Source organism: Leifsonia sp. GW821-FHT13C09 (genome assembly GCF_058806435.1).
Genome location: NZ_JBXAPS010000004.1, coordinates 108,639 through 126,053 on the forward strand (window position 1 = coordinate 108,639; position 17,415 = coordinate 126,053).

General features: G+C 69.0%; 17 protein-coding genes and 1 pseudogene. 11 read left to right on the plus strand and 7 right to left on the minus strand.

The window, feature by feature from the left end; translation table 11 throughout:
* Positions 1-7: 7 nt before the first annotated feature.
* Positions 8-976 (minus strand): alkaline phosphatase family protein, encoded by a 969-nt coding sequence (locus AC1ROW_RS14260; protein WP_493019576.1) that lies wholly within the window; start codon positions 974-976, stop codon positions 8-10.
* A gap of 152 nt (positions 977-1,128) precedes the next feature.
* Positions 1,129-2,217: a LacI family DNA-binding transcriptional regulator gene (locus tag AC1ROW_RS14265; protein WP_493019577.1), complete on the minus strand. Its 1,089-nt coding sequence runs from the start codon at positions 2,215-2,217 to the stop codon at positions 1,129-1,131.
* Positions 2,218-2,388: 171 nt separating this feature from the next.
* Here AC1ROW_RS14265 and AC1ROW_RS14270 point away from each other — a divergent pair, with 171 nt between their 5' ends.
* The 7 genes from AC1ROW_RS14270 (at position 2,389) to paaK (ending at position 10,839) form a co-directional block, all read left to right on the plus strand.
* Entirely contained in the window at positions 2,389-4,044 is a 1,656-nt protein-coding gene (locus AC1ROW_RS14270; RefSeq protein ID WP_493019578.1) for an ABC transporter substrate-binding protein, read from the plus strand.
* Positions 4,045-4,117: 73 nt separating this feature from the next.
* The gene (locus AC1ROW_RS14275) at positions 4,118-5,098 is read left to right on the plus strand and encodes an ABC transporter permease (RefSeq protein ID WP_493019579.1); all 981 of its coding nucleotides are present in this window, start codon (positions 4,118-4,120) and stop codon (positions 5,096-5,098) included.
* Positions 5,095-6,057 (plus strand): ABC transporter permease, encoded by a 963-nt coding sequence (locus tag AC1ROW_RS14280; protein ID WP_493019580.1) that lies wholly within the window; start codon positions 5,095-5,097, stop codon positions 6,055-6,057. Before AC1ROW_RS14275 ends, AC1ROW_RS14280 begins: the two co-directional genes overlap by 4 nt.
* Entirely contained in the window at positions 6,054-7,745 is a 1,692-nt protein-coding gene (locus AC1ROW_RS14285) for an ABC transporter ATP-binding protein (RefSeq protein WP_493019581.1), read from the plus strand. Before AC1ROW_RS14280 ends, AC1ROW_RS14285 begins: the two co-directional genes overlap by 4 nt.
* 39 nt (positions 7,746-7,784) lie before the next feature.
* On the plus strand, positions 7,785-8,957 hold the full coding sequence (locus AC1ROW_RS14290; protein WP_493019582.1) for a glycoside hydrolase family 1 protein: 1,173 nt from the start codon (positions 7,785-7,787) through the stop codon (positions 8,955-8,957).
* A gap of 124 nt (positions 8,958-9,081) precedes the next feature.
* The gene (gene paaI / locus AC1ROW_RS14295; RefSeq protein WP_493019583.1) at positions 9,082-9,510 is read left to right on the plus strand and encodes a hydroxyphenylacetyl-CoA thioesterase PaaI; all 429 of its coding nucleotides are present in this window, start codon (positions 9,082-9,084) and stop codon (positions 9,508-9,510) included.
* A 15-nt stretch (positions 9,511-9,525) separates the two neighbouring features.
* Positions 9,526-10,839, plus strand: coding sequence for a phenylacetate--CoA ligase PaaK (gene paaK / locus AC1ROW_RS14300; RefSeq protein ID WP_493019584.1), 1,314 nt, complete (start codon positions 9,526-9,528; stop codon positions 10,837-10,839).
* Positions 10,840-10,849: 10 nt separating this feature from the next.
* On the opposite strand, the gene AC1ROW_RS14305 is transcribed toward paaK, so the two are convergent.
* Positions 10,850-11,326, minus strand: coding sequence for a MarR family winged helix-turn-helix transcriptional regulator (locus AC1ROW_RS14305; RefSeq protein WP_493019585.1), 477 nt, complete (start codon positions 11,324-11,326; stop codon positions 10,850-10,852).
* A gap of 60 nt (positions 11,327-11,386) precedes the next feature.
* Between AC1ROW_RS14305 and AC1ROW_RS14310 the strand changes: the two genes are divergently transcribed.
* A complete protein-coding gene (locus AC1ROW_RS14310) occupies positions 11,387-11,788 on the plus strand; it encodes a VOC family protein (protein WP_493019586.1) in 402 nt (133 codons plus the stop codon).
* A 23-nt stretch (positions 11,789-11,811) separates the two neighbouring features.
* Here the strand turns inward: AC1ROW_RS14310 and AC1ROW_RS14315 are convergent, their stop codons facing one another.
* The 3 genes from AC1ROW_RS14315 to AC1ROW_RS14325 all read right to left on the minus strand — a co-directional run bounded on the left by AC1ROW_RS14315 (position 11,812) and on the right by AC1ROW_RS14325 (position 14,691).
* Positions 11,812-12,798 (minus strand): Abi family protein, encoded by a 987-nt coding sequence (locus AC1ROW_RS14315; protein ID WP_493019587.1) that lies wholly within the window; start codon positions 12,796-12,798, stop codon positions 11,812-11,814.
* A gap of 113 nt (positions 12,799-12,911) precedes the next feature.
* Positions 12,912-14,399 carry a MinD/ParA family ATP-binding protein gene (locus AC1ROW_RS14320; protein WP_493019588.1) on the minus strand — a complete coding sequence of 496 codons (1,488 nt, stop codon included), beginning with the start codon at positions 14,397-14,399 and terminating at the stop codon, positions 12,912-12,914.
* Between the two features lie 127 nt (positions 14,400-14,526).
* Positions 14,527-14,691, minus strand: a complete 165-nt coding sequence (locus AC1ROW_RS14325) for a hypothetical protein (RefSeq protein WP_493019589.1) — start codon at positions 14,689-14,691, stop codon at positions 14,527-14,529.
* On the opposite strand from AC1ROW_RS14325, the pseudogene AC1ROW_RS14330 reads away from it, so the two are divergent.
* Positions 14,690-14,977, plus strand: a pseudogene (locus AC1ROW_RS14330) (HAD family hydrolase); the annotation flags it as partial. The gene AC1ROW_RS14325 and the pseudogene AC1ROW_RS14330 sit on opposite strands and share 2 nt — an antisense overlap.
* Before the next feature lie 31 nt (positions 14,978-15,008).
* On the opposite strand, the gene AC1ROW_RS14335 reads toward AC1ROW_RS14330, so the two are convergent.
* Entirely contained in the window at positions 15,009-15,161 is a 153-nt protein-coding gene (locus tag AC1ROW_RS14335; RefSeq protein WP_493019844.1) for a hypothetical protein, read from the minus strand.
* A 123-nt stretch (positions 15,162-15,284) separates the two neighbouring features.
* On the opposite strand from AC1ROW_RS14335, the gene AC1ROW_RS14340 reads away from it, so the two are divergent.
* Both AC1ROW_RS14340 and AC1ROW_RS14345 read left to right on the plus strand, forming a co-directional pair.
* Positions 15,285-16,208: an ABC transporter ATP-binding protein gene (locus tag AC1ROW_RS14340; protein WP_493019590.1), complete on the plus strand. Its 924-nt coding sequence runs from the start codon at positions 15,285-15,287 to the stop codon at positions 16,206-16,208.
* Complete coding sequence (locus AC1ROW_RS14345) at positions 16,205-17,404, plus strand: ABC transporter permease (protein WP_493019591.1); 1,200 nt, start codon at positions 16,205-16,207, stop codon at positions 17,402-17,404. Before AC1ROW_RS14340 ends, AC1ROW_RS14345 begins: the two co-directional genes overlap by 4 nt.
* The last annotated feature ends 11 nt before the right edge of the window (positions 17,405-17,415 follow it).

Below are 17,415 nucleotides of genomic sequence, written 5' to 3' on the forward strand. Positions count from 1 at the left end.
CGTCAGTTCACCCGACCATCCCCGTCATCGCCGCCGCCCCCGCATCCGCACCCGTCAACGTCCCCAGCCCCCACGCTTCCTCGACTGTCCGCAGCAGCGAGTAGTGCGTGAACGGCGTCGCGACGACGGTGTGCGCCCGCGCCGCCGGCCCGGCGAACACGCAGGCCACCACGTTGTCGCCCGAGTCCCCCTCATCGAACGTGATCACGAGCAGCGACCGCTGCGTCATGAACGCCGGCGACGCCAGGATCGCCGGGACGTTCGCCTTCAGCCAGGCGTCGCCTGTCGCGACCGAGCAGTCGTGCATGTCGTTGCAGAGGTTCGGGCTGATGAAGGAGAACGCCGGGAGGCTCGACGCCGAGGCGAGGTCGCCGGCGAAGCGGGAGTACGGGACGTCGTGCGCGGCGCAGTACGCCGCGGACGACGTCACGCTCGGGAAGTACAGGAACGGGTTGTGCTTGACCGCGTACAAGGGGGTGTTCCCTGTCTCGCAGGGCGTGGGCATGCTCTCGGCGTACATCCGCCACGACCGGCCGGCGCGGTCCAGTTCCTGGGCGAGGTTCGGGCCAATGACCAGGCAGGAGCCGCCCGGCGGGTTGCAGTCCGAGGTGATCCCGTCGGTCGTGCCGCTCGTCAGGGCCAGGTAGTTCGGGAGGCTGGGGTGCGTCACCGCCGAGTACGCAGTGGCCAGCGCTCCCTCCCGAGCGAGGGAGGTCAGGTAGGGCGCCTGCGGGTCGCCGATGACGGAGTGCGCCGGCTTGTTCTCATCGACGATCACGACGATGTGCTGGATCGCGCTGGACGCGGGAGCCGGGGACGCCCTGGAGGGTGTGGGCAGCGGCACCGCGGTGGAAGACGTCGGCGCGCGACTCGGCACCAGGCTCGGCGCCCCGAGCGGCGGCCCGCCGGGTGCGCAGCCGGCGAGGGCGAGCAGCAGCGCCGCCGCGCATCCGGCCGCCACTGGTCTCCCGATCATTGCGGCCTCCCGATCATCGGGACCTCCCGCTCATGGCAGCACAGTACGCCGGCAGGCCGTGCGCGCCCACCGGACGCGCCCGCTCGGCGGACCCGCCCGCTCAGCGGACCCGCGCGCTCAGCGGACCCGCCCGCTCAGCGGACCCGGCGCACTCAGCCCAGGGGCCCCTCGCAGCTCTCCCGCAGCAGCACCGTCACCGGCAGTTCCGTACTCACCGGGTCCAGGTCGGGGTCGGTGACCCGCGCGACCATCGCCCGCACCGCGGCGCGGCCGAGCTCCAGCATCGGCTGCATCACCGTCGTCAGCCGCGGCTCGGAGCGGGCGCCTTCGTCGATGCCGTCGAAGCCGGTGACGATGATGTCCTCCGGGACCCGCACGCCGGCGGTGCGCAGCGCGTCCAGGACCCCGAGCGCCATCTGGTCGTTGGCGCAGACCAGGGCGCGCGGGAGGCGGCCGCGGGCGATCAGGTCGTCGGCGACCGCGCGGGCGCGCTCGCGGGAGAACTCGCCGTGCAGGACCGGGAGCGCCGTCGGGTTGATCCCGCGGCCCTCCAGCGCGTCCGCGAAGCCGGCGTAGCGCTCGGCGTCGTCAGGGGAGTCGAACGGCCCCGTCAGATAGACGGGGTCGCGGATGCCGTGGTCGTCGATGAGGTGCTCGGTGAGCGCGCGCATGCCCTCGCGGTTGCGCACCGTGAGGTGGTCGAAGTGGTCGCCGCGGCGCTGGCCGGCGAGGTAGACGACCGGGATGGTGTCGCCGATCCGCTTCAGGACGTCATGGGGCGCGCTCTGCGCGATGACGGCGAGGCCGTCCACCTTGCCTGCGAGATCGTTCAGCGTGAGTTCGACGCTCTCCGGGGAGCGGCCGCGCCCGACGCAGATCATCAGCGAGAAGCCCTGGCGCCACGCCTCCAGCTCGCAGCCGCGCAGCACCTCCTCGAAGTACAGGTTGGCCCCATTGCCGTGGTCCGGCTTGGCGGGGTCGCGGCGGACCTCCACCGTTCCGGTGTCGCTGACCTCCGCATCGCTCAGGTCCTCGACCGCGTCGACCCCGGGAAGGAACAGGCCGAGGACGCCGGTGCGGCGGGCCGCGAGGCCGCGGGCGCTCCCGCTCGGCACGTAGCGGAGCTCGCGCACGGCGGCGAGGACCCGTTCCTGAGTGGAAGCGCGTACATCGTCGGGTCGGGTGAGGACGCGCGACACCGTCGCGATGGACACGCCCGCGTGCGCAGCGACATCATACACCGTCGGTTTTCTCGCCACATTTCCCCCGAGTTCGTCTGTGAATCCGTTGCCAGATTCTCATTGTGGCACGAGGAGACTTGTTTGCGGGTGGGGTTGAAACACTTTTCGTATGCGCTTACAGTGGCGGAGCACCAAGTCATCGTCGACTGAAGGGACCACACCGCGATGAAAATGTCCAGAACGCGCCTCCGCCGTTCACTCGTGGCCGTCGCCGCAGCAGCATCACTGCTCGCGATGAGCGCCTGCAGCCTCCAGACCTCCGGGTCGAACAACAACAACTCGGGCGCCGCCAGCGGTTCCCTCCTCTTCGGCGCCGACGGCGGCAACCCGACGTTCGTGCGCAACTTCAACCCGTTCGCACCGACCGCGCGCACCGGCGCGCACTACATGTACGAGCCGCTCCAGGTGGTGAACTCCATCGACGGCAAGGCCACTCCGTTCCTGGCGACGGGCGACAAGGTCGTCGACCCGAAGACGATCGAGTACCCGATCCGCAAGGGCGTGAACTGGTCGGACGGCAAGCCGTTCACCCCCGCGGACGTCGTCTACACGTTCGACCTCATCAAGAAGACCTCGGCGCTCGACCTCCTCGGCCAGTGGCAGAACATCGACACGATCAGCACCTCCGGCGACACCGTGACGTTCCACCTGAAGAGCCCGAACGTGCCGGCCGCGAGCATCATCGACCAGCAGATCATCGTCCCGGAGCACATCTGGAAGTCGGTCAAGGACCCGGTGACCTGGACCAACGACAACCCGGTTGCGACCGGCCCGTACGTGGTCGGCAGCTTCGCGCCGAACCAGTACACGATGGTGAAGAACACCAAGTACTGGCAGGCCGACAAGGTCGCCGCCGAGAAGCTGGTGCTGCCGGCCTCCAACAGCGGCCTGCAGCTGGTCAAGGGCGGCTACGACTGGGCCTACTCGTTCATCGACAACGTCGACAAGACCTGGGTCGGCGCGAACAAGCAGCACAACAAGTACTGGTTCCCGCCCGGCGGCACCATCTCGCTGATCCCCAACCTGACCAAGGCACCGTTCAACAACGTCGACTTCCGGATGGGCCTCAGCTATTCGCTCGACCGCGACAAGATCGCGCAGGACGCCGAGGAAGGCTACGTGAAGGCCGCCGGCCAGAACGGCCTGCTCCTGCCGAACTCGCAGCAGTGGCTCAACTCGTCGCTGCCGAACCAGGGCATGATCTCGCAGGACACCCAGAAGGCGCTCGCCTCGTTCGCCAAGGCCGGGTACACCCAGCAGGGCGGCAAGCTCGTCAACGCCGCCGGTCAGCAGCTCGCGCTCACGATCACGACCCCGAACGGCTACACGGACTGGCTGCGCGGTGTGCAGGCCGTCCAGGCGCAACTCCAGGCGATCGGGATCCAGGTCACGATCGACCAGCCGCAGCCGGCCGCCTACACGCAGGCGCAGAACCACGGCGACTTCCAGCTCCTGATGGGCGCGTTCGGCGGCGCCGGCAGCGTCTACCAGGACTTCAACACGCTGATGAGCAGTGAGTTCGTCAAGCCGGTCGGCACGGCCGCGTCCGGTAACTTCGAGCGGTTCAGCGACCCGCAGGCGGACTCGCTCCTCCAGCAGCTCCGTTCGGCCACCTCGACGAGCGACCAGAAGAAGTACATCGACCAGCTCCAGCAGGTCATGTACGACAAGATGCCCGTCATCAGCATGTTCTACGGCGGCCTGTGGGGCCTGTTCAGCGACAAGAGCTTCACCGGCTGGCCGAGCGCGAGCGACCCGTACGCGACCCCGGCCACCTGGACCGAGAACTCGCTGCTGATCCTCACGCACCTCACGAAGGCGAAGTGATCGCCGGGCCGGTCGCGGGCCGCCCCGCGACCGGCCCGCTCCCGCCTGCCACGAACACGGAAAGGAGGTCGTCGTGCGCTATCTGCTCGGAAAGCTGGGACTCTTCGTCCTCACCCTCTGGGCGGCCGTCACGGTCAACTTCATCCTGCCGCGACTGATGCCCGGCTCGCCCGCGGACGCGGCGATCGCCAAGCTCAGCCAGAACGGCCCTGTCTCGCCCGCGATGCGCGCCTCGATCGAGGCCCAGCTCGGCGTGCCGACCGGCAGCCTGTGGGACCAGTACGTGACGTACCTGAACCAGGTCGTCCACTTCGACTTCGGGCCGTCGTTCAGCTACTTCCCGCAGTCCGTGTCGAGCCTGATCGGCGCGGCGCTGCCCTGGACGCTCGTCCTCGTCGGCACCGTCACCGTCCTGGCGTTCGTGCTGGGCACGTTGCTCGGCGTGCTCGCAGCCTGGAAGCGCGGCACGGCGCTCGACACGATCCCGACGGTGGGCGGCCAGTTCCTGTCGGCGTTCCCGTACTTCTGGATCGCGCTGCTGCTGCTGTTCTTCTTCGGCTACGTGGCCGGCTGGTTCCCCACCAGCGGCGCGTACTCGCAGACGGCGACGCCCAACTGGAGCTGGGACTTCTTCACCGACGCGCTGTACCACGGCATCCTGCCCGGCCTGACGATCCTGCTGACCGCGTTCGGCGGCTGGATCATCGGGATGCGCAACACCATGGTGAACACCCTCGGCGAGGACTACGTGACCTTCGCGGAGGCCAACGGCCTGCGGACGCGCACCGTCGCGCTGCGCTACGCGGCCCGCAACGCGCTGCTGCCGCAGTTCACGTCGTTCGGCATGGTGCTGGGCGGCGTCGTCGGCGGCTCGCTGCTGGTGGAGACCGTGTTCGCCTACCCGGGCGTCGGCCTCCTCCTCTTCCACGCGGTGACCAACCAGGACTACCCGCTGATGCAGGCGCTGTTCCTCATCATCACAGTGAGCGTCCTGATCGCGAACTTCCTCGTGGACATCCTGTACGGCGTGCTCGACCCGAGGACCAGACGATGACCCCAGAAGACCAGCTCACACAGCCACCGAGTACCACGTCCGTCCGTGCGACGGAGCTCGCAGCCGCCTCCGCGGGCGAGCAGAGACAGTGGAACCCGTTCCGCGTGCTCGGCCGCGCGGTCGGGACCATCTGGTCCGAGCCGAAGGCCCGCTTCGGCGTCGTCCTCCTCCTGCTCTTCGTCCTGATGGCGATCTTCGCGCCGCTGATCGCGCCCTACGACCCGCACGACACGTCCTTCCCGCACAACCAGGACGGCAGCGCCGCGCACCTGCTCGGCACCACCGGCGTGGGCCAGGACGTGCTGTCGCAACTCATCTGGGGCGCCAGGGTGTCCGTCTCGGTCGCGCTGATCGCGGGCCTCCTGAGCACGATCGTCGCCATCCTGGTCGGGCTCAGCTGGGGCTACGTCCGCGCGTTCTGGGGCGAGGGGGTCGGCTTCGTCGTCAACCTGTTCCTCGTCATCCCGTCGCTGCCGCTCATGATCGTGATCGCCGCGTACCTGCACAACGGCGGCATCGCCGTGATCGTTTTCGTCGTCGTGGTGACGGGATGGGCGTGGGGTGCCCGCGTGCTGCGCTCGCAGACGCAGACCCTTCGCTCCCGCGACTTCGTCACGGCGGCGAAGTTCAGCGGCGAGAGCCCGAGCAGGATCGTGTTCCGGGAGATCCTGCCCAACATGACGTCGCTGATCGTGGCGAGCTTCTTCGGCGCGGCGACCGCGGCCATCCTCGCGGAGGCCGGCCTGGAGTTCCTGGGCCTCGGCGACCCGAACACGGTGAGCTGGGGAACGATGCTCTTCTGGGCCCAGAACAGCAACGTGCTGCTCACCGGCCAGTGGGTGCAGCTCTTCGCGCCCGGCTTCATGATCGCGCTGTTCGCCGTCTCCATGACATTCATCAACTTCGGGGTCGACGGGCTCAGCAACCCGCGCCTGCGCGAGAGGAAGGCCGCACGATGAGCCTGCTGAAGGTCGAAGACCTGTCCGTCGTCTACGACGAGGGCAAGGGGCGAGCGTTCGAGGCGGTCAAGCACGTCGGCTTCGAGCTCGACCAGGGCGAGTTCGTCGGCCTGGTCGGCGAGTCCGGGTCGGGCAAGTCCACGCTCGGCTACGCGCTCACCCGGCTGTCGAAGCCGCCCGCGCGCATCGCGGGCGGCCGCATCCTGTTCGACGGCATCGACATCGCCGCCCTCTCCACGGAGGAGGTGCGCACCCAGCGCCGGGGCGGCTTCGCGATGGTGCTGCAGTCGGGCATGAACGCGCTCAACCCGGTGCGCACCATCCGCAACCACTTCCTCGACATCTTCGCCGCGCACGGACACGTGCCGCCGCGGGCGCGCGCCGCCCGAGCGGAGGAGCTGATCGCCAAGGTCGAGCTTCCCGAGGCCACGCTCTCCCGGTATCCGGGCGAGCTGTCCGGCGGGATGCGCCAGCGCGTCTCCATCGCGCTCGCGCTCGCCCTCGAGCCGCGGCTGATGGTGTTCGACGAGCCGACCACGGCGCTCGACGTGCTCGTGCAGCACGCCGTGATGAACACCATCCGCCAGCTCCAGGCGTCGGAGAACTTCACCGCCGTGCTCATCAGCCACGACCTCGGAGTCGTGCTGGAGGCCACCCAGCGCGTGCTCGTGATGCACGACGGCGTGATCGTGGAGGACGCCCCGAGCGGCCGCATCCTGAACGCGCCGGAGCATCCGTACACACAGATGCTGCTGAGCCACTACGGCGACCCGCGGGCCGCCGAGGTGAGCGTGCCCGGGCTGGAGCGCCGCACCGCGGGCGCGGCGCGGCCGGCTCCCGTGACCGGCGCCGTCTCCGGCGCGCGCGCCACCGGGAACGCCGCCCGGCAGAGCATCGGCGCCCGAGAGCCGATCGTCGTCTCCCACCTCACGAAGGTCTACCCGAAGGGCCGCAGGGGCGGCGCGACGCGGGCCGTCGACGACGTGTCGTTCACGCTGGAGCCCGGGATGTCGATGGCGCTCGTCGGCGCCAGCGGCAGCGGCAAGTCGACCATCGCCAAGATGATCACCGGCGTGGAGCGGCCGACCTCCGGCACCATCGCGTTCGGCGACGCGCGGATCGACACCCTCCGCGGCCGCCGCGCGCTGAAGCAGCTCCACTCCGAGGTCCAGATGGTGTTCCAGGACCCTTACGCGGCGCTCAATCCGCTGCACACCGTGGAATACATCCTGACCCGGCCGGTCGAGAACTTCACCGGCCTGCGCGGGCGCGCCGCACGCACCCGCGTGCTGGAGCTGCTCGAGACAGTGGGCCTCACGCCGGTCGAGAAGTTCGCCACCCGCCTGCCGCACCAGCTCTCCGGCGGCCAGCGCCAGCGCGTGGTCATCGCCCGCGCGCTCGCCAGCGACCCGCAGGTGATCATCGCCGACGAGCCGGTCTCGATGCTCGACATGTCGCTGCGCGCCGGTGTGCTCGCGCTGCTGGAGGAGCTGCGCCGCACCCGCGGGGTCAGCATGCTCTACATCACCCACGACCTGCTCAGCGCCCGGCTCGTCACGGACCGGATCATGGTGCTCGACAAGGGCGTCGTGGTCGAGCGCGGCGACACCGCCGAGGTGCTGCAGCGCCCGCAGGACGACTACACGGTGCGGCTGCTCGACGCCGTGCCGACGCCGTCGCGGGGCTGATCGGCCCCCTCACTCGACCGAAACACCAAGGAGAACTCTGTGCTCACTTTCCCCGACGGCTTCCTCTGGGGCGCCGCGACCGCCGCTCACCAAGTGGAGGGCAACAACGTCAACAGCAACTGGTGGGTCATGGAGCACACACCGGGGACGTCGATCGTGGAGCCGAGCGGCGACGCCGCCGACCACTACAACCGGTACCCGGAGGACCTGCGCCTGCTCGCGGACGCCGGCCTGAACAGCTACCGCTTCTCGGTGGAGTGGGCGCGCATCGAGCCGGAGCGCGGCTTCGTCTCGCGCGCCAACCTCGACCACTACCGGCGGGTGATCGACGCCTGCCTCGACGTCGGCCTGGAGCCCGTCGTCACGCTCATGCACTTCACGGTGCCGCGCTGGATGGACCAGGCCGGCTTCTGGCGCAACCCGGAGGCGCCCGACCTGTTCGCGCGTTACACCGAGACGGTGCTGCCGATCCTGCAGGACGGAGTGCGTTACGTCTGCACGATCAACGAGCCGAACATCGCGGCGATGCTTGCGGGAGGGGAGAAGGCGGAGAACCTGGTCGCCTACGGCCTCCCGAACCCCGACCTCCAGGTCGCGGACGCCCTGCTGGCCTCGCACCGCCGGTCGCGCGAGGTGCTGTCGTCGGTGTCCGGCCTGCAGAGCGGCTGGACGATCGCGACGCAGGATTTCATGCCGACCGACGAGCCCGGCTCGGCGGAGATGCTGCACGAGTACGGCTACCCGCGCGACGACTGGTATCTGGAGGAGTCCGCCGGCGACGACTTCGTGGGCGTGCAGGCGTACACCCGCACGTTCATCGGACCCGAGGGTCCGCGTCCCGTCGCAGAGGACGCCGAGACCACGCTGACCGGCTGGGAGTACTTCCCGCAGGCCGCCGCCGACGGCATCCGCTCGGCGTGGGAGAAGAGCGGGCACACCCCGATCATGGTCACGGAGAACGGCATCGCGACCTCGGACGACCACCGCCGCATCGACTACACCGAGGCGTCGCTGCGCGCCATCCACGAGACCATCGCCGAGGGCGTCGACGTGCGCGGCTACCTGCACTGGAGCGCCCTGGACAACTACGAGTGGGCCAGCGGGTACCGGCCGACGTTCGGGCTCATCGGGGTGGACCTGGCGACGTTCGAGCGCACGCCGAAGCCGTCGCTCGGCCGGCTGGGCTCGATCGCGCGGCAGAACGGGTTGTGAGCGCAGCCTCCTGATCCGGCGGGCGGGTGAATTCACCCGCCCGCTGTTGCGTCTGCGCACCCTCGATGCCACTATTTACTGAACGATCGGTAAGGAACGAGGAGGTTCCGCGGGTGGTGCGCAGATGAGCTCAGAATCAGTCCGGCCCATGATGCTCCGCGACCGCGCCTCCGCGGCGCTCGGCATGGTGGTACAGAAGGACGAGCCGGGCGAGGCGATCGTCAGCATGGCCGTCCGCGAGGACATGACGAACGGGTTCGCCATCACGCACGGCGGCCTGGTGTTCGCGCTCGCCGACACCGCTTTCGCGATCGCCTGCAACGAGGACGAACGGGTGACCGTCGCCGCCGGCGCCGACATCACCTTCCTCAAGTCCACCCGGGCCGGTCAGACCCTCACCGCTCGTGCTGTGCGCCGCACGGTGGTCGGCCGTAACGGCGTCTACGACGTCACTGTGACCGACGAGACCGGCGAGGTCGTCGCGGAGTTCCGCGGCCGCTCGCTCACCACCAACCGGTCGGCCGTCGAGCACGGCGGCAGCACCACCGAATGACCCCGTAAGGACACCATGTCGACGACGACACCGGCCCCTGCCGCCCCGGACCTCACCGAGGTCGACCCCACCGCGATCAGCCTCGACGAGCTCCGCGACCTCCAGCTGAAGCGCCTGCAGTGGACGGTGCGGCACGCTTACGAGAACGTGCAGCTCTACCGGGCGAAGTTCGACGCCGCCGGTGTCCGCCCGGACGACATCCGCACGCTCGGGGACGTCGTGCGCCTCCCGTTCACCACCAAGGAGGACCTGCGCTCCACCTACCCGTTCGGGATGTTCGCGGTGCCGATGGAGGAGGTCCGCCGCATCCACGCCTCCTCCGGCACCACCGGGCGGCCCACCGTCGTCGGCTACACGCAGGGCGACCTCGACCGCTGGGCCGGGCTGGTCGCGCGTTCGCTCCAGGCCGCTGGGGTCGCCGCCGGCTGGAAGGTCCACAACGCCTACGGCTACGGGCTGTTCACCGGCGGCCTCGGCGCCCACGCCGGCATCGAGCGGCTCGGAGCGACCGTCATCCCCATGTCGGGAGGCCAGACCGCGCGGCAGGTGCAGCTGATCCACGACTTCGAGCCGGACGCCATCATGTGCACGCCCAGCTACCTGCTGACCATCGCCGACGCGATCGAGGCCGCCGGGCTCGACCCGCGCGGGACCTCGCTCAAGGTCGCGATCCTCGGCGCCGAGCCGTGGACGAACGAGCTCCGCCACGAGATCGAGCGGCGGCTCGGCCTCGACGCGGTCGACATCTACGGACTCAGCGAGGTGATGGGGCCGGGCGTCGCGAGCGAGTCGGTGGTCACGAAGGACGGCCCGCACGTCTGGGAGGACCACTTCCTCCCGGAGGTCATCGACCACGAGACCGGCCTGCCGGTGGCCGACGGGACGACCGGCGAGCTCGTCTTCACGTCGCTGACCAAGGAGGCGTTCCCGGTCATCCGCTACCGCACGCGCGACCTGACCCGGCTGCTGCCCGGCAGCGCCTACCCGGCCCTGCGCCGCATCGAGAAGATCACCGGCCGCGACGACGACATGATCATCCTGCGCGGGGTCAACCTGTTCCCGACCCAGATCGAGGAGCTCGTCCTCGGCATCGAGACGCTGACGCCGCACTTCGTCCTCGAACTGCGCAAGGACGGCCGGATGGACGCGCTCACCGTGCGCATCGAGCGCCACCCCGAGCTCGACCGCGAGGTCTGCGAAGCCGCGGCCCAGGTGCTCCGGCAGAAGATCAAGGTCCACATCGGCACGACCGTCGACGTGGTGCTCGCCGAGCCGGCGGAGCTGCCCCGCAGCGAGGGGAAGTACAAGCGGGTGTACGACTACCGCTGAGGCGCGGGGCTCAGCGTTCGTCGGCGGGGAGGAAGACGCCGAGGGCCCGCGCGACGCGACGCAGCGTCTCCTTGAGCTGGTCGAGCTCGTCGTCGTCCAGCCCGAAGTCGACCGCGGCCTCGGCGTCCAGCGTCTCGTGCTGGACCGTGTGCAGGAGCTCGGCGCCGGCGGGCGTGAGGGAGACGTCCAGCCGCCTGCCGTGAACGGTGCTCTGCGTGCGGCTGACCAGACCGCGTTCGAGGAGCCGGGCGATGGCCGCGGACATCGACTGGGCTGTGACGCCCGAACGGTCGGCGAGCTGCGCACCGGTCAGCGTGCCGGGGTGCTCGATGTCGAGCTGGGCGAGCGCCGACAGCTGCGCCGGCGTGAGCCCGTAGTCGCGAAGGCGCTGGTCGAGACGGTGCGCGAGCGCGCCGTCGATGCGCCGGACGAGATAGGTCAGCCGATCGCCGAAGTCGCGCGGGCCGTGGATGTGCTGCTCGGTCATGCTTGCACTGTATCAGTCAACTTATATAAGCTGACTGACATAGCCGCTAGGAGACCGCTCATGACATTCGCATCCGTCCGCTTCCCCACCGACGACGTCCCCGGGCTCGTCGCCTTCTACGAACAGGCCCTCGGCGTCACGGCGCAGTGGGCGAACGACCAATTCGCCGAGATCGTCACGTCCCGCGGCACGATCGCGATCAGCGCCACGGCGCTGACCGACCGCTTCGCCGCCGCCTCGGTCGCGCCGCGCTCGAACGCCGGCCTGATGCTGGAGTTCCTGGTCGACGACGTCGACGCCCACCGCGACCGCATCGCGGCGCTCGCCGGTGAGCTCGTCATGGAGCCGACGACACTGCCGTGGGGCAACCGCTCGATGCTGTTCCGCGACCCGGACGGGACGGTGCTCAACTTCTTCACGCCGGTGACGCCGGAGGCCGTGGCGCGGTTCGGGGGGAGGTAGGAAGTCGCGTTGGCGCTCACCCGCTAGACCCGAGCAGTCGACCACACCTCCAGCGACCTCCAGCCGACCGGGAATCCCATGTGCCCCTCAGGCGACACGGGCAGATCGGTGGGGAAGGTGTCGAGCAGGTCGACTAGTCGCGCTGGCCATCGCGACTCGGGACGGATCGCCCGCATCAGGAACGCCAGCACGACGCACGCCGCGTAGATCCGCTGTCTGCTCTCCGGCGCCTCGTTGAGGTGGACCAGGTCCGGCGCATTGTCGGGGATGCGTCCGACTTTGTAGGTGAGCCGGCGATTCCAGAGCCGCGCGTGGTGAGCGCTGAGGTTCCGCGCGTAGTTCGCGACTTTCATCCACCGCGCGAACACGGCTCCCGAGACCTGAGCGATGTCCTTCGAGGTGAGCGACTGATCGTCATCGCGCATGAGGCCGAAAAGCCGCACGAGCTGACCGAACCCCATCATCTCGGTGGCGACCCAGATGGGCAGTTTCGAGTCGTACTTCTCGACGTGGTGCTGGACGAAGTCCTCCGCCTGGGCCTTCTTCTGATGCCGAGCAAGCCGTTCGAGCCAGACGTCGAAGACGGCTCGATCCGGGTGTTCGATGTCGGCTCGGTCGCACCGAGCGGCGTCGAGGCTCTCGCGGTCGAGGTGGCCGAACGGGTCTCTACGCCCGAGGTGGTAGCCGATCTTGGACTTCAGCGCGATCTCCACCGTTTCAACGGCGTCGAGGATGTGGAGCCGAAGGGAGCGGTCGAAGGCCCAGAGGCTCAGAGCCCAATCGAATCGGGCGCCGATCTCGAATGCGTTGACCCGGAACTGGACCGAGGTCTCCGGAGCAACGTCGTTCGGCATCGGTCTCCGGAACGGATACGTGTACGCGCTGAAGCGGTAGTACCCGACCGTCTCGAGTGTGCGGCGTGCAGCCGCGTCGTCGTCGACTTCTAGCCCGCGTGCCGAAAGGAGCCGGAGCTGCTGCTCGATCGTCAGATGGGGCTTGTCGTACTGCATGGTGCTCCAGGAAAAGAAAACCAGCCCGTACCCGAAGGGCAGAGGGGCTGGTGTTTATGATTCCAGCCTAGCAGTTCGGCTCCCGGACGCAACCCTCCGTAGCGAGCTACCCCCTACAACCCCTCCGCCACCGCCGCCGCCGCGTGCAGCCATGCCCGCCGCGTCCGCGGTGCGAGCGTGTCGAACGCCAGCCGGCCGCCGTGCATCTCCGGGTCGAACGGGATCGTGACCGCGCGGCGCGCCAGCGGCTCGAAGCCCTTCGCGACGCCGGTCACGTTCGATTCCGGGCCGGTGCGCTCCGACTGCGACACGATCACGACCGCGTCGCGCGCCAGCCGGGCCGACTGCGCGTCGCGCTGCATCAGGGCCTCCAGCAGCAGGGCGCCGGCCTCGGCGTGCTCGCCGAGCGCCGTCGTCGCGATGACGAGCTGGTCGGTGTGGTCGATCATCCGGAGCCAGCGCTCGGCGGACTCGTCGTTGCCGCTGTCGATGATCACCAGGCGGTAGAACTTCGTCGCCACCTGGTGGAGGCGGTCGAAGTCGGCGCTCGAGATGCGCTGCTGGTTCGCCAGCATCGTCGGGTTGGAGCGGAGCACGTCGTACTTGTCCGCGTTCTGGTGGTGGACGAAGTGGCCGATGTCCGCGCTGCGGGCGCCGGCCGAGAGGAGCTGATCCGCGGCGGGCAGCAGCGACTGGAGCGTCGCGTCGTGGTCGTCCTGCTCCGTGCGCCAGCCGAGCGTGCCGCGGGTCTCGTTGTTGTCCCAGGCGAGCACGCCGGAGCCGCCGTTGCGGGCGAAAACGGCCGCCAGCAGCGCGGTCGTCGGCGTCTTGTTGGCGCCGCCCTTCCCGTTCACGATCGCGATCGTGCGCGGGCCGGCCCAGTGCCGGCTGACGGACTCGAGCTCCTCGCGCTCCTTCAGCTCCGCCGCCGACGGCGACATCGGGATGCCCGCACGCGACAGTGCTCCGCGGAAACCGGACCGCGCGAGGTCGGGTCGCGGCTTCTCGACGTGCAGGAACGACGTCCGCTCCGGGGAGCGCGGCACCAGCTCGACGGGCTCCGGCGGGGTGACCGGCGACGGGTTCACCGGGCGTGACGGAGCCTCGGGCCGGGCCGTCGGCAGCGGGACGGGCGTGGTCGTCGTCGGCGAGCCGAGCAGATCGTTGAACGGCGCTGCCGCCGGCTTCGGATCGCGACCGGCCGAGCCGGCCAGGTCGCTGAACGATACAGGCCCGTGGTGCCGTCCGGACTCCCGCGCGTCGGAGAACGACACGGGCTCGGCCATCCGCTGCTCGGCCATGCTCTGGGCGGCCATGCGCTGCTCGGCCATGCTCTGGGCGGCCAGCTCCTCCTCGTCGCCGATGGAGCCGTCCGGGTGCACGACCAGCAGCCAGTCGCCCTCCTCGTCGGAGACCGTCAACTGCACGGGGTGCCCCGCCTGCGCGGCGATCTCGCCGACGCGGTCGAGGACGACCTCGCGCAACCGCTCGGTGGTCGCCTCGGAGAACCACTCGGGCGACCCATCGACCAGCAGCTCGCCGGTCGCGTCCGGGTCGAGGCGCACGCTCAGGTGCGGTGACAGGGGCAGGTTAAGGGCCACGGGACTCCTTCCGCGGTCCGCGCCGAGTGAACGCAGACCGAAGGTGGACGGTAGACCGGTCGGTGGCGACGGTACACCCGTACTCAGGGGACTGCCAGGCGATAGCCAGGCGGCGCAGGCACCACGGCTAGCGCGTGCGCCTCCGCTTCGTCAGCGCCGCGCTCAGCGCCACCGTCACGAACGTTCCGGCGATCAGCAGGAGAGCAGTCGCCGCCGCGAAGTACAGATCCCCGCGGTCGGACGCGGTGAAGATCGACACGGGAAGGGTGCGCGAGGAGGTCGGATAGACCATGATCGCCCCCGCTCGCCCGTGCACAGCGCGACCGCAAGGCCCGCGGCGGCGTGGATCGCCGGCAGCAGTGCGGGCAGCACCACGCGCACCAGCACCTGGGTCCGCGACAGCCAGGACGCTGGCGTTCACGGCGGTCTCGACGCTGACCCGGCGGGTGCTCGCCGCGGGCGACACCGTGGTTGACCTGGAGGCCGCGCGCAACGCGGGCGCCGTCGCGGTCGGCGTGCTCACGGGCCAGACCCCGCGGGAGGCGTTGGAGGCGGCCGACCACGACGCGGTGTTGGCGTCGGTGGCGGAGGTGCCGGAGTTCGTCGGCGCTAGTGCGCCGCCACCGGCTCCGCGTCCGCGGCCGGGGCATCGGCGTCCGTCGCGACGGCCGGCGTGCGGCGCCGGTAAGCAGCGCCGAGAGAACCGCGCCCGAGGCGAAGAACCCGGCGCTCCACCAGTACTCGGGTGTTCAGTTCGGCCACGATGGTCCGCCGTCGGCGGTCCAACGCCTGCCGTATCGACTCCGCCTCGTCCGGCGGCCCAACGCGAAGAGATCGTCTAGTAGACACGGGCTTCTACCTCCGGTACGCTTTGCCTAAAGTGAAATGACAGGCGGCAAGGGTTACATGCGTGTTGATATTTCAAACTTCCGGATGGTCTTCGGGGATCGTGTTGTGATCGACGACCTCTCCTTCTCGGTCGAGGCCGGAGAGACGTTCGGGTTCCTCGGGAGCAACGGTTCGGGCAAGACCACGACATTGCGGGCTCTTCTCGGGATGCTGCGGCCGACCAGCGGTGACCTCTTGATTGATGGCAGGCCCTTCCGCCCTGGCTCGCACGCCCAGGTCGGCTACCTCCCGGAGGAACGTGGCCTCTACCGCAAGGACACGACCCTGGACGTGATGGCCTACTTCGCCGAGATCAAAGGACTGGATCGACGGAGTGCTCGACTCTGGTCGGAGACGTATCTGGAACGCGTAGGCCTAGGCGACAAGGCGCGGGTGCGGCTGCAGAAGCTTTCCGGCGGTCAGCAGCAGAAGGTGCAACTGGGGGTGTCCATCATGGGAGACCCGGAGCTTCTGATCTTGGACGAGCCCGCCAAGGGCTTGGACCCGGTGAACCGACAGTTGCTGATGGATCTGATCGCTGAGCGACAAGAGACCGGTGCGACGGTCATCCTTGTCACACACAACATGGACGATGTCGAGCGGCTGTGCGATCGCGCGCTCCTCCTGCGCCACGGAAGGGCCGCAGCATACGGCACTGTCCACGAGATCCAGGATGGGTTCGGCGCTCGCACCATCACGACCCGGCTACTCGGTGAGCTGCCGGCGTCCCCGCTCTACTCGGTGGCAGACCGCGCGGGTGAACTGGTCGAACTTGTCCCATCCCCGGGAGCCACGGACGAGGAGATTCTCGACGCGCTCGTCGATGGCGGTGCACGCCTCGTCCGATTCGAGCCCAACCGCGTGTCGATGGACCAGGTCTTCGTGCGCATCTACGGATCCACCGAGGAGGCCAACGCATGAGCGTCAGCCAGGCCCGCATCGTCGCACGATTCGAAGTCGTACGAACGATCCGGAAGCCTCAGTTTTGGGTCGCCGCCCTGCTGCTCCCGGTGCTCATGGCCGGCGTCGTGCTGATCATGGCCTGGTCCGGCACGTCCAAGGCGGCGGCCGGGGAACCGATCACCTTCGAGTACAGCGACGCCTCCGGGATCATCTCGGAGGCAGCGGCAGAACATCTGGGTGGCCGACCAGCCAGCCCCAACGCGGAGCAACGCGCGAAATCCGGTGAGCTGACCGCGTTCCTGAAGTTCCCCGCGAACCCGACAACCGAACCCGTGACGATCGTCGCGGCGGATCGCGGCCTGTTCGGCAATGCCGACTACTCGCGCCTCGCGAGTGCTTTGTTCGCTGCCAGCGTGGACGAAGTCCTAGGCACCGAGCGCACCGTCGCGCTGGTGCGTGCCCAGGTCTCTACGACGCTTGACACCTACATCGATGGCCAACCTGCCGGCGGCATCGGAGCCATGCTCGTCCCCGGGATGCTCGCCGTCCTGCTGATCCTCATCGTGTCGCTGCTGGGCAACCAGATGCTGAACTCCACCGTTGAGGAGAAGGAGAATCGCCTCAGCGAGATGCTTCTGGTGTCGCTTCCCGCGCGTGCGCTTATCCACGGCAAGATCATCGCGCTGGCCCTTCTCGGGCTCGTGCAGATCGGTATCGTCCTCATCGCCGCTGCAGCCATCTTCGCATTCGCGGCGCCGAGGATGAGCTTCGACGAGCTGGGTCTCGGTGAGATCGTGGTCAATCCGATGCGCGTCACGGTCGGGGTGCTGCTGCTGCTCGGCGGCCTGCTGACCCTGCTCGGGCTCCTCGTCCTGACTGGTGCAGCAATGCCATCAGCTAAAGACGCCGCGCCGTACTACAGCGTCGTGGTCATCGTCACCATCGCGCCGTTCTACTTCATCACGACTATCCTGCACACCCCGGATAGTCCAATGATCGCGGCCCTGATCTACTTCCCTCTCACCGCGCCGATGACCGCCTTGATGTTGAACGCGACCGGAGCCCTCAACCCGTGGTTGGGTACGGCGATCGCCGCAGGACTCTTCTTGCTCGGCGCGCTGATCCTGCGGGTGGCCGTGTCCGCATTCCAGCGAGGCGTCATCCAGTACGACCGACCGCTTCGGCCCAGTGACCTCATCTCGAACAGCAGGTAACCAACGAAAGG

What these genes read in the sequence shown, in the direction of transcription:
- AC1ROW_RS14260 (WP_493019576.1), bottom strand. Translation starts at nt 976, where the DNA reads ATGATCGGGAGACCAGTGGCGGCCGGATGCGCGGCGGCGCTGCTGCTC.
- AC1ROW_RS14270 (WP_493019578.1), top strand. Translation starts at nt 2,389, where the DNA reads ATGTCCAGAACGCGCCTCCGCCGTTCACTCGTGGCCGTCGCCGCAGCA.
- AC1ROW_RS14280 (WP_493019580.1), top strand. Translation starts at nt 5,095, where the DNA reads ATGACCCCAGAAGACCAGCTCACACAGCCACCGAGTACCACGTCCGTC.
- AC1ROW_RS14285 (WP_493019581.1), top strand. Translation starts at nt 6,054, where the DNA reads ATGAGCCTGCTGAAGGTCGAAGACCTGTCCGTCGTCTACGACGAGGGC.
- paaI (WP_493019583.1), top strand. Translation starts at nt 9,082, where the DNA reads ATGAGCTCAGAATCAGTCCGGCCCATGATGCTCCGCGACCGCGCCTCC.
- paaK (WP_493019584.1), top strand. Translation starts at nt 9,526, where the DNA reads ATGTCGACGACGACACCGGCCCCTGCCGCCCCGGACCTCACCGAGGTC.
- AC1ROW_RS14305 (WP_493019585.1), bottom strand. Translation starts at nt 11,326, where the DNA reads ATGACCGAGCAGCACATCCACGGCCCGCGCGACTTCGGCGATCGGCTG.
- AC1ROW_RS14310 (WP_493019586.1), top strand. Translation starts at nt 11,387, where the DNA reads ATGACATTCGCATCCGTCCGCTTCCCCACCGACGACGTCCCCGGGCTC.
- AC1ROW_RS14315 (WP_493019587.1), bottom strand. Translation starts at nt 12,798, where the DNA reads ATGCAGTACGACAAGCCCCATCTGACGATCGAGCAGCAGCTCCGGCTC.
- AC1ROW_RS14325 (WP_493019589.1), bottom strand. Translation starts at nt 14,691, where the DNA reads ATGGTCTATCCGACCTCCTCGCGCACCCTTCCCGTGTCGATCTTCACC.
- AC1ROW_RS14340 (WP_493019590.1), top strand. Translation starts at nt 15,285, where the DNA reads ATGACAGGCGGCAAGGGTTACATGCGTGTTGATATTTCAAACTTCCGG.
- AC1ROW_RS14345 (WP_493019591.1), top strand. Translation starts at nt 16,205, where the DNA reads ATGAGCGTCAGCCAGGCCCGCATCGTCGCACGATTCGAAGTCGTACGA.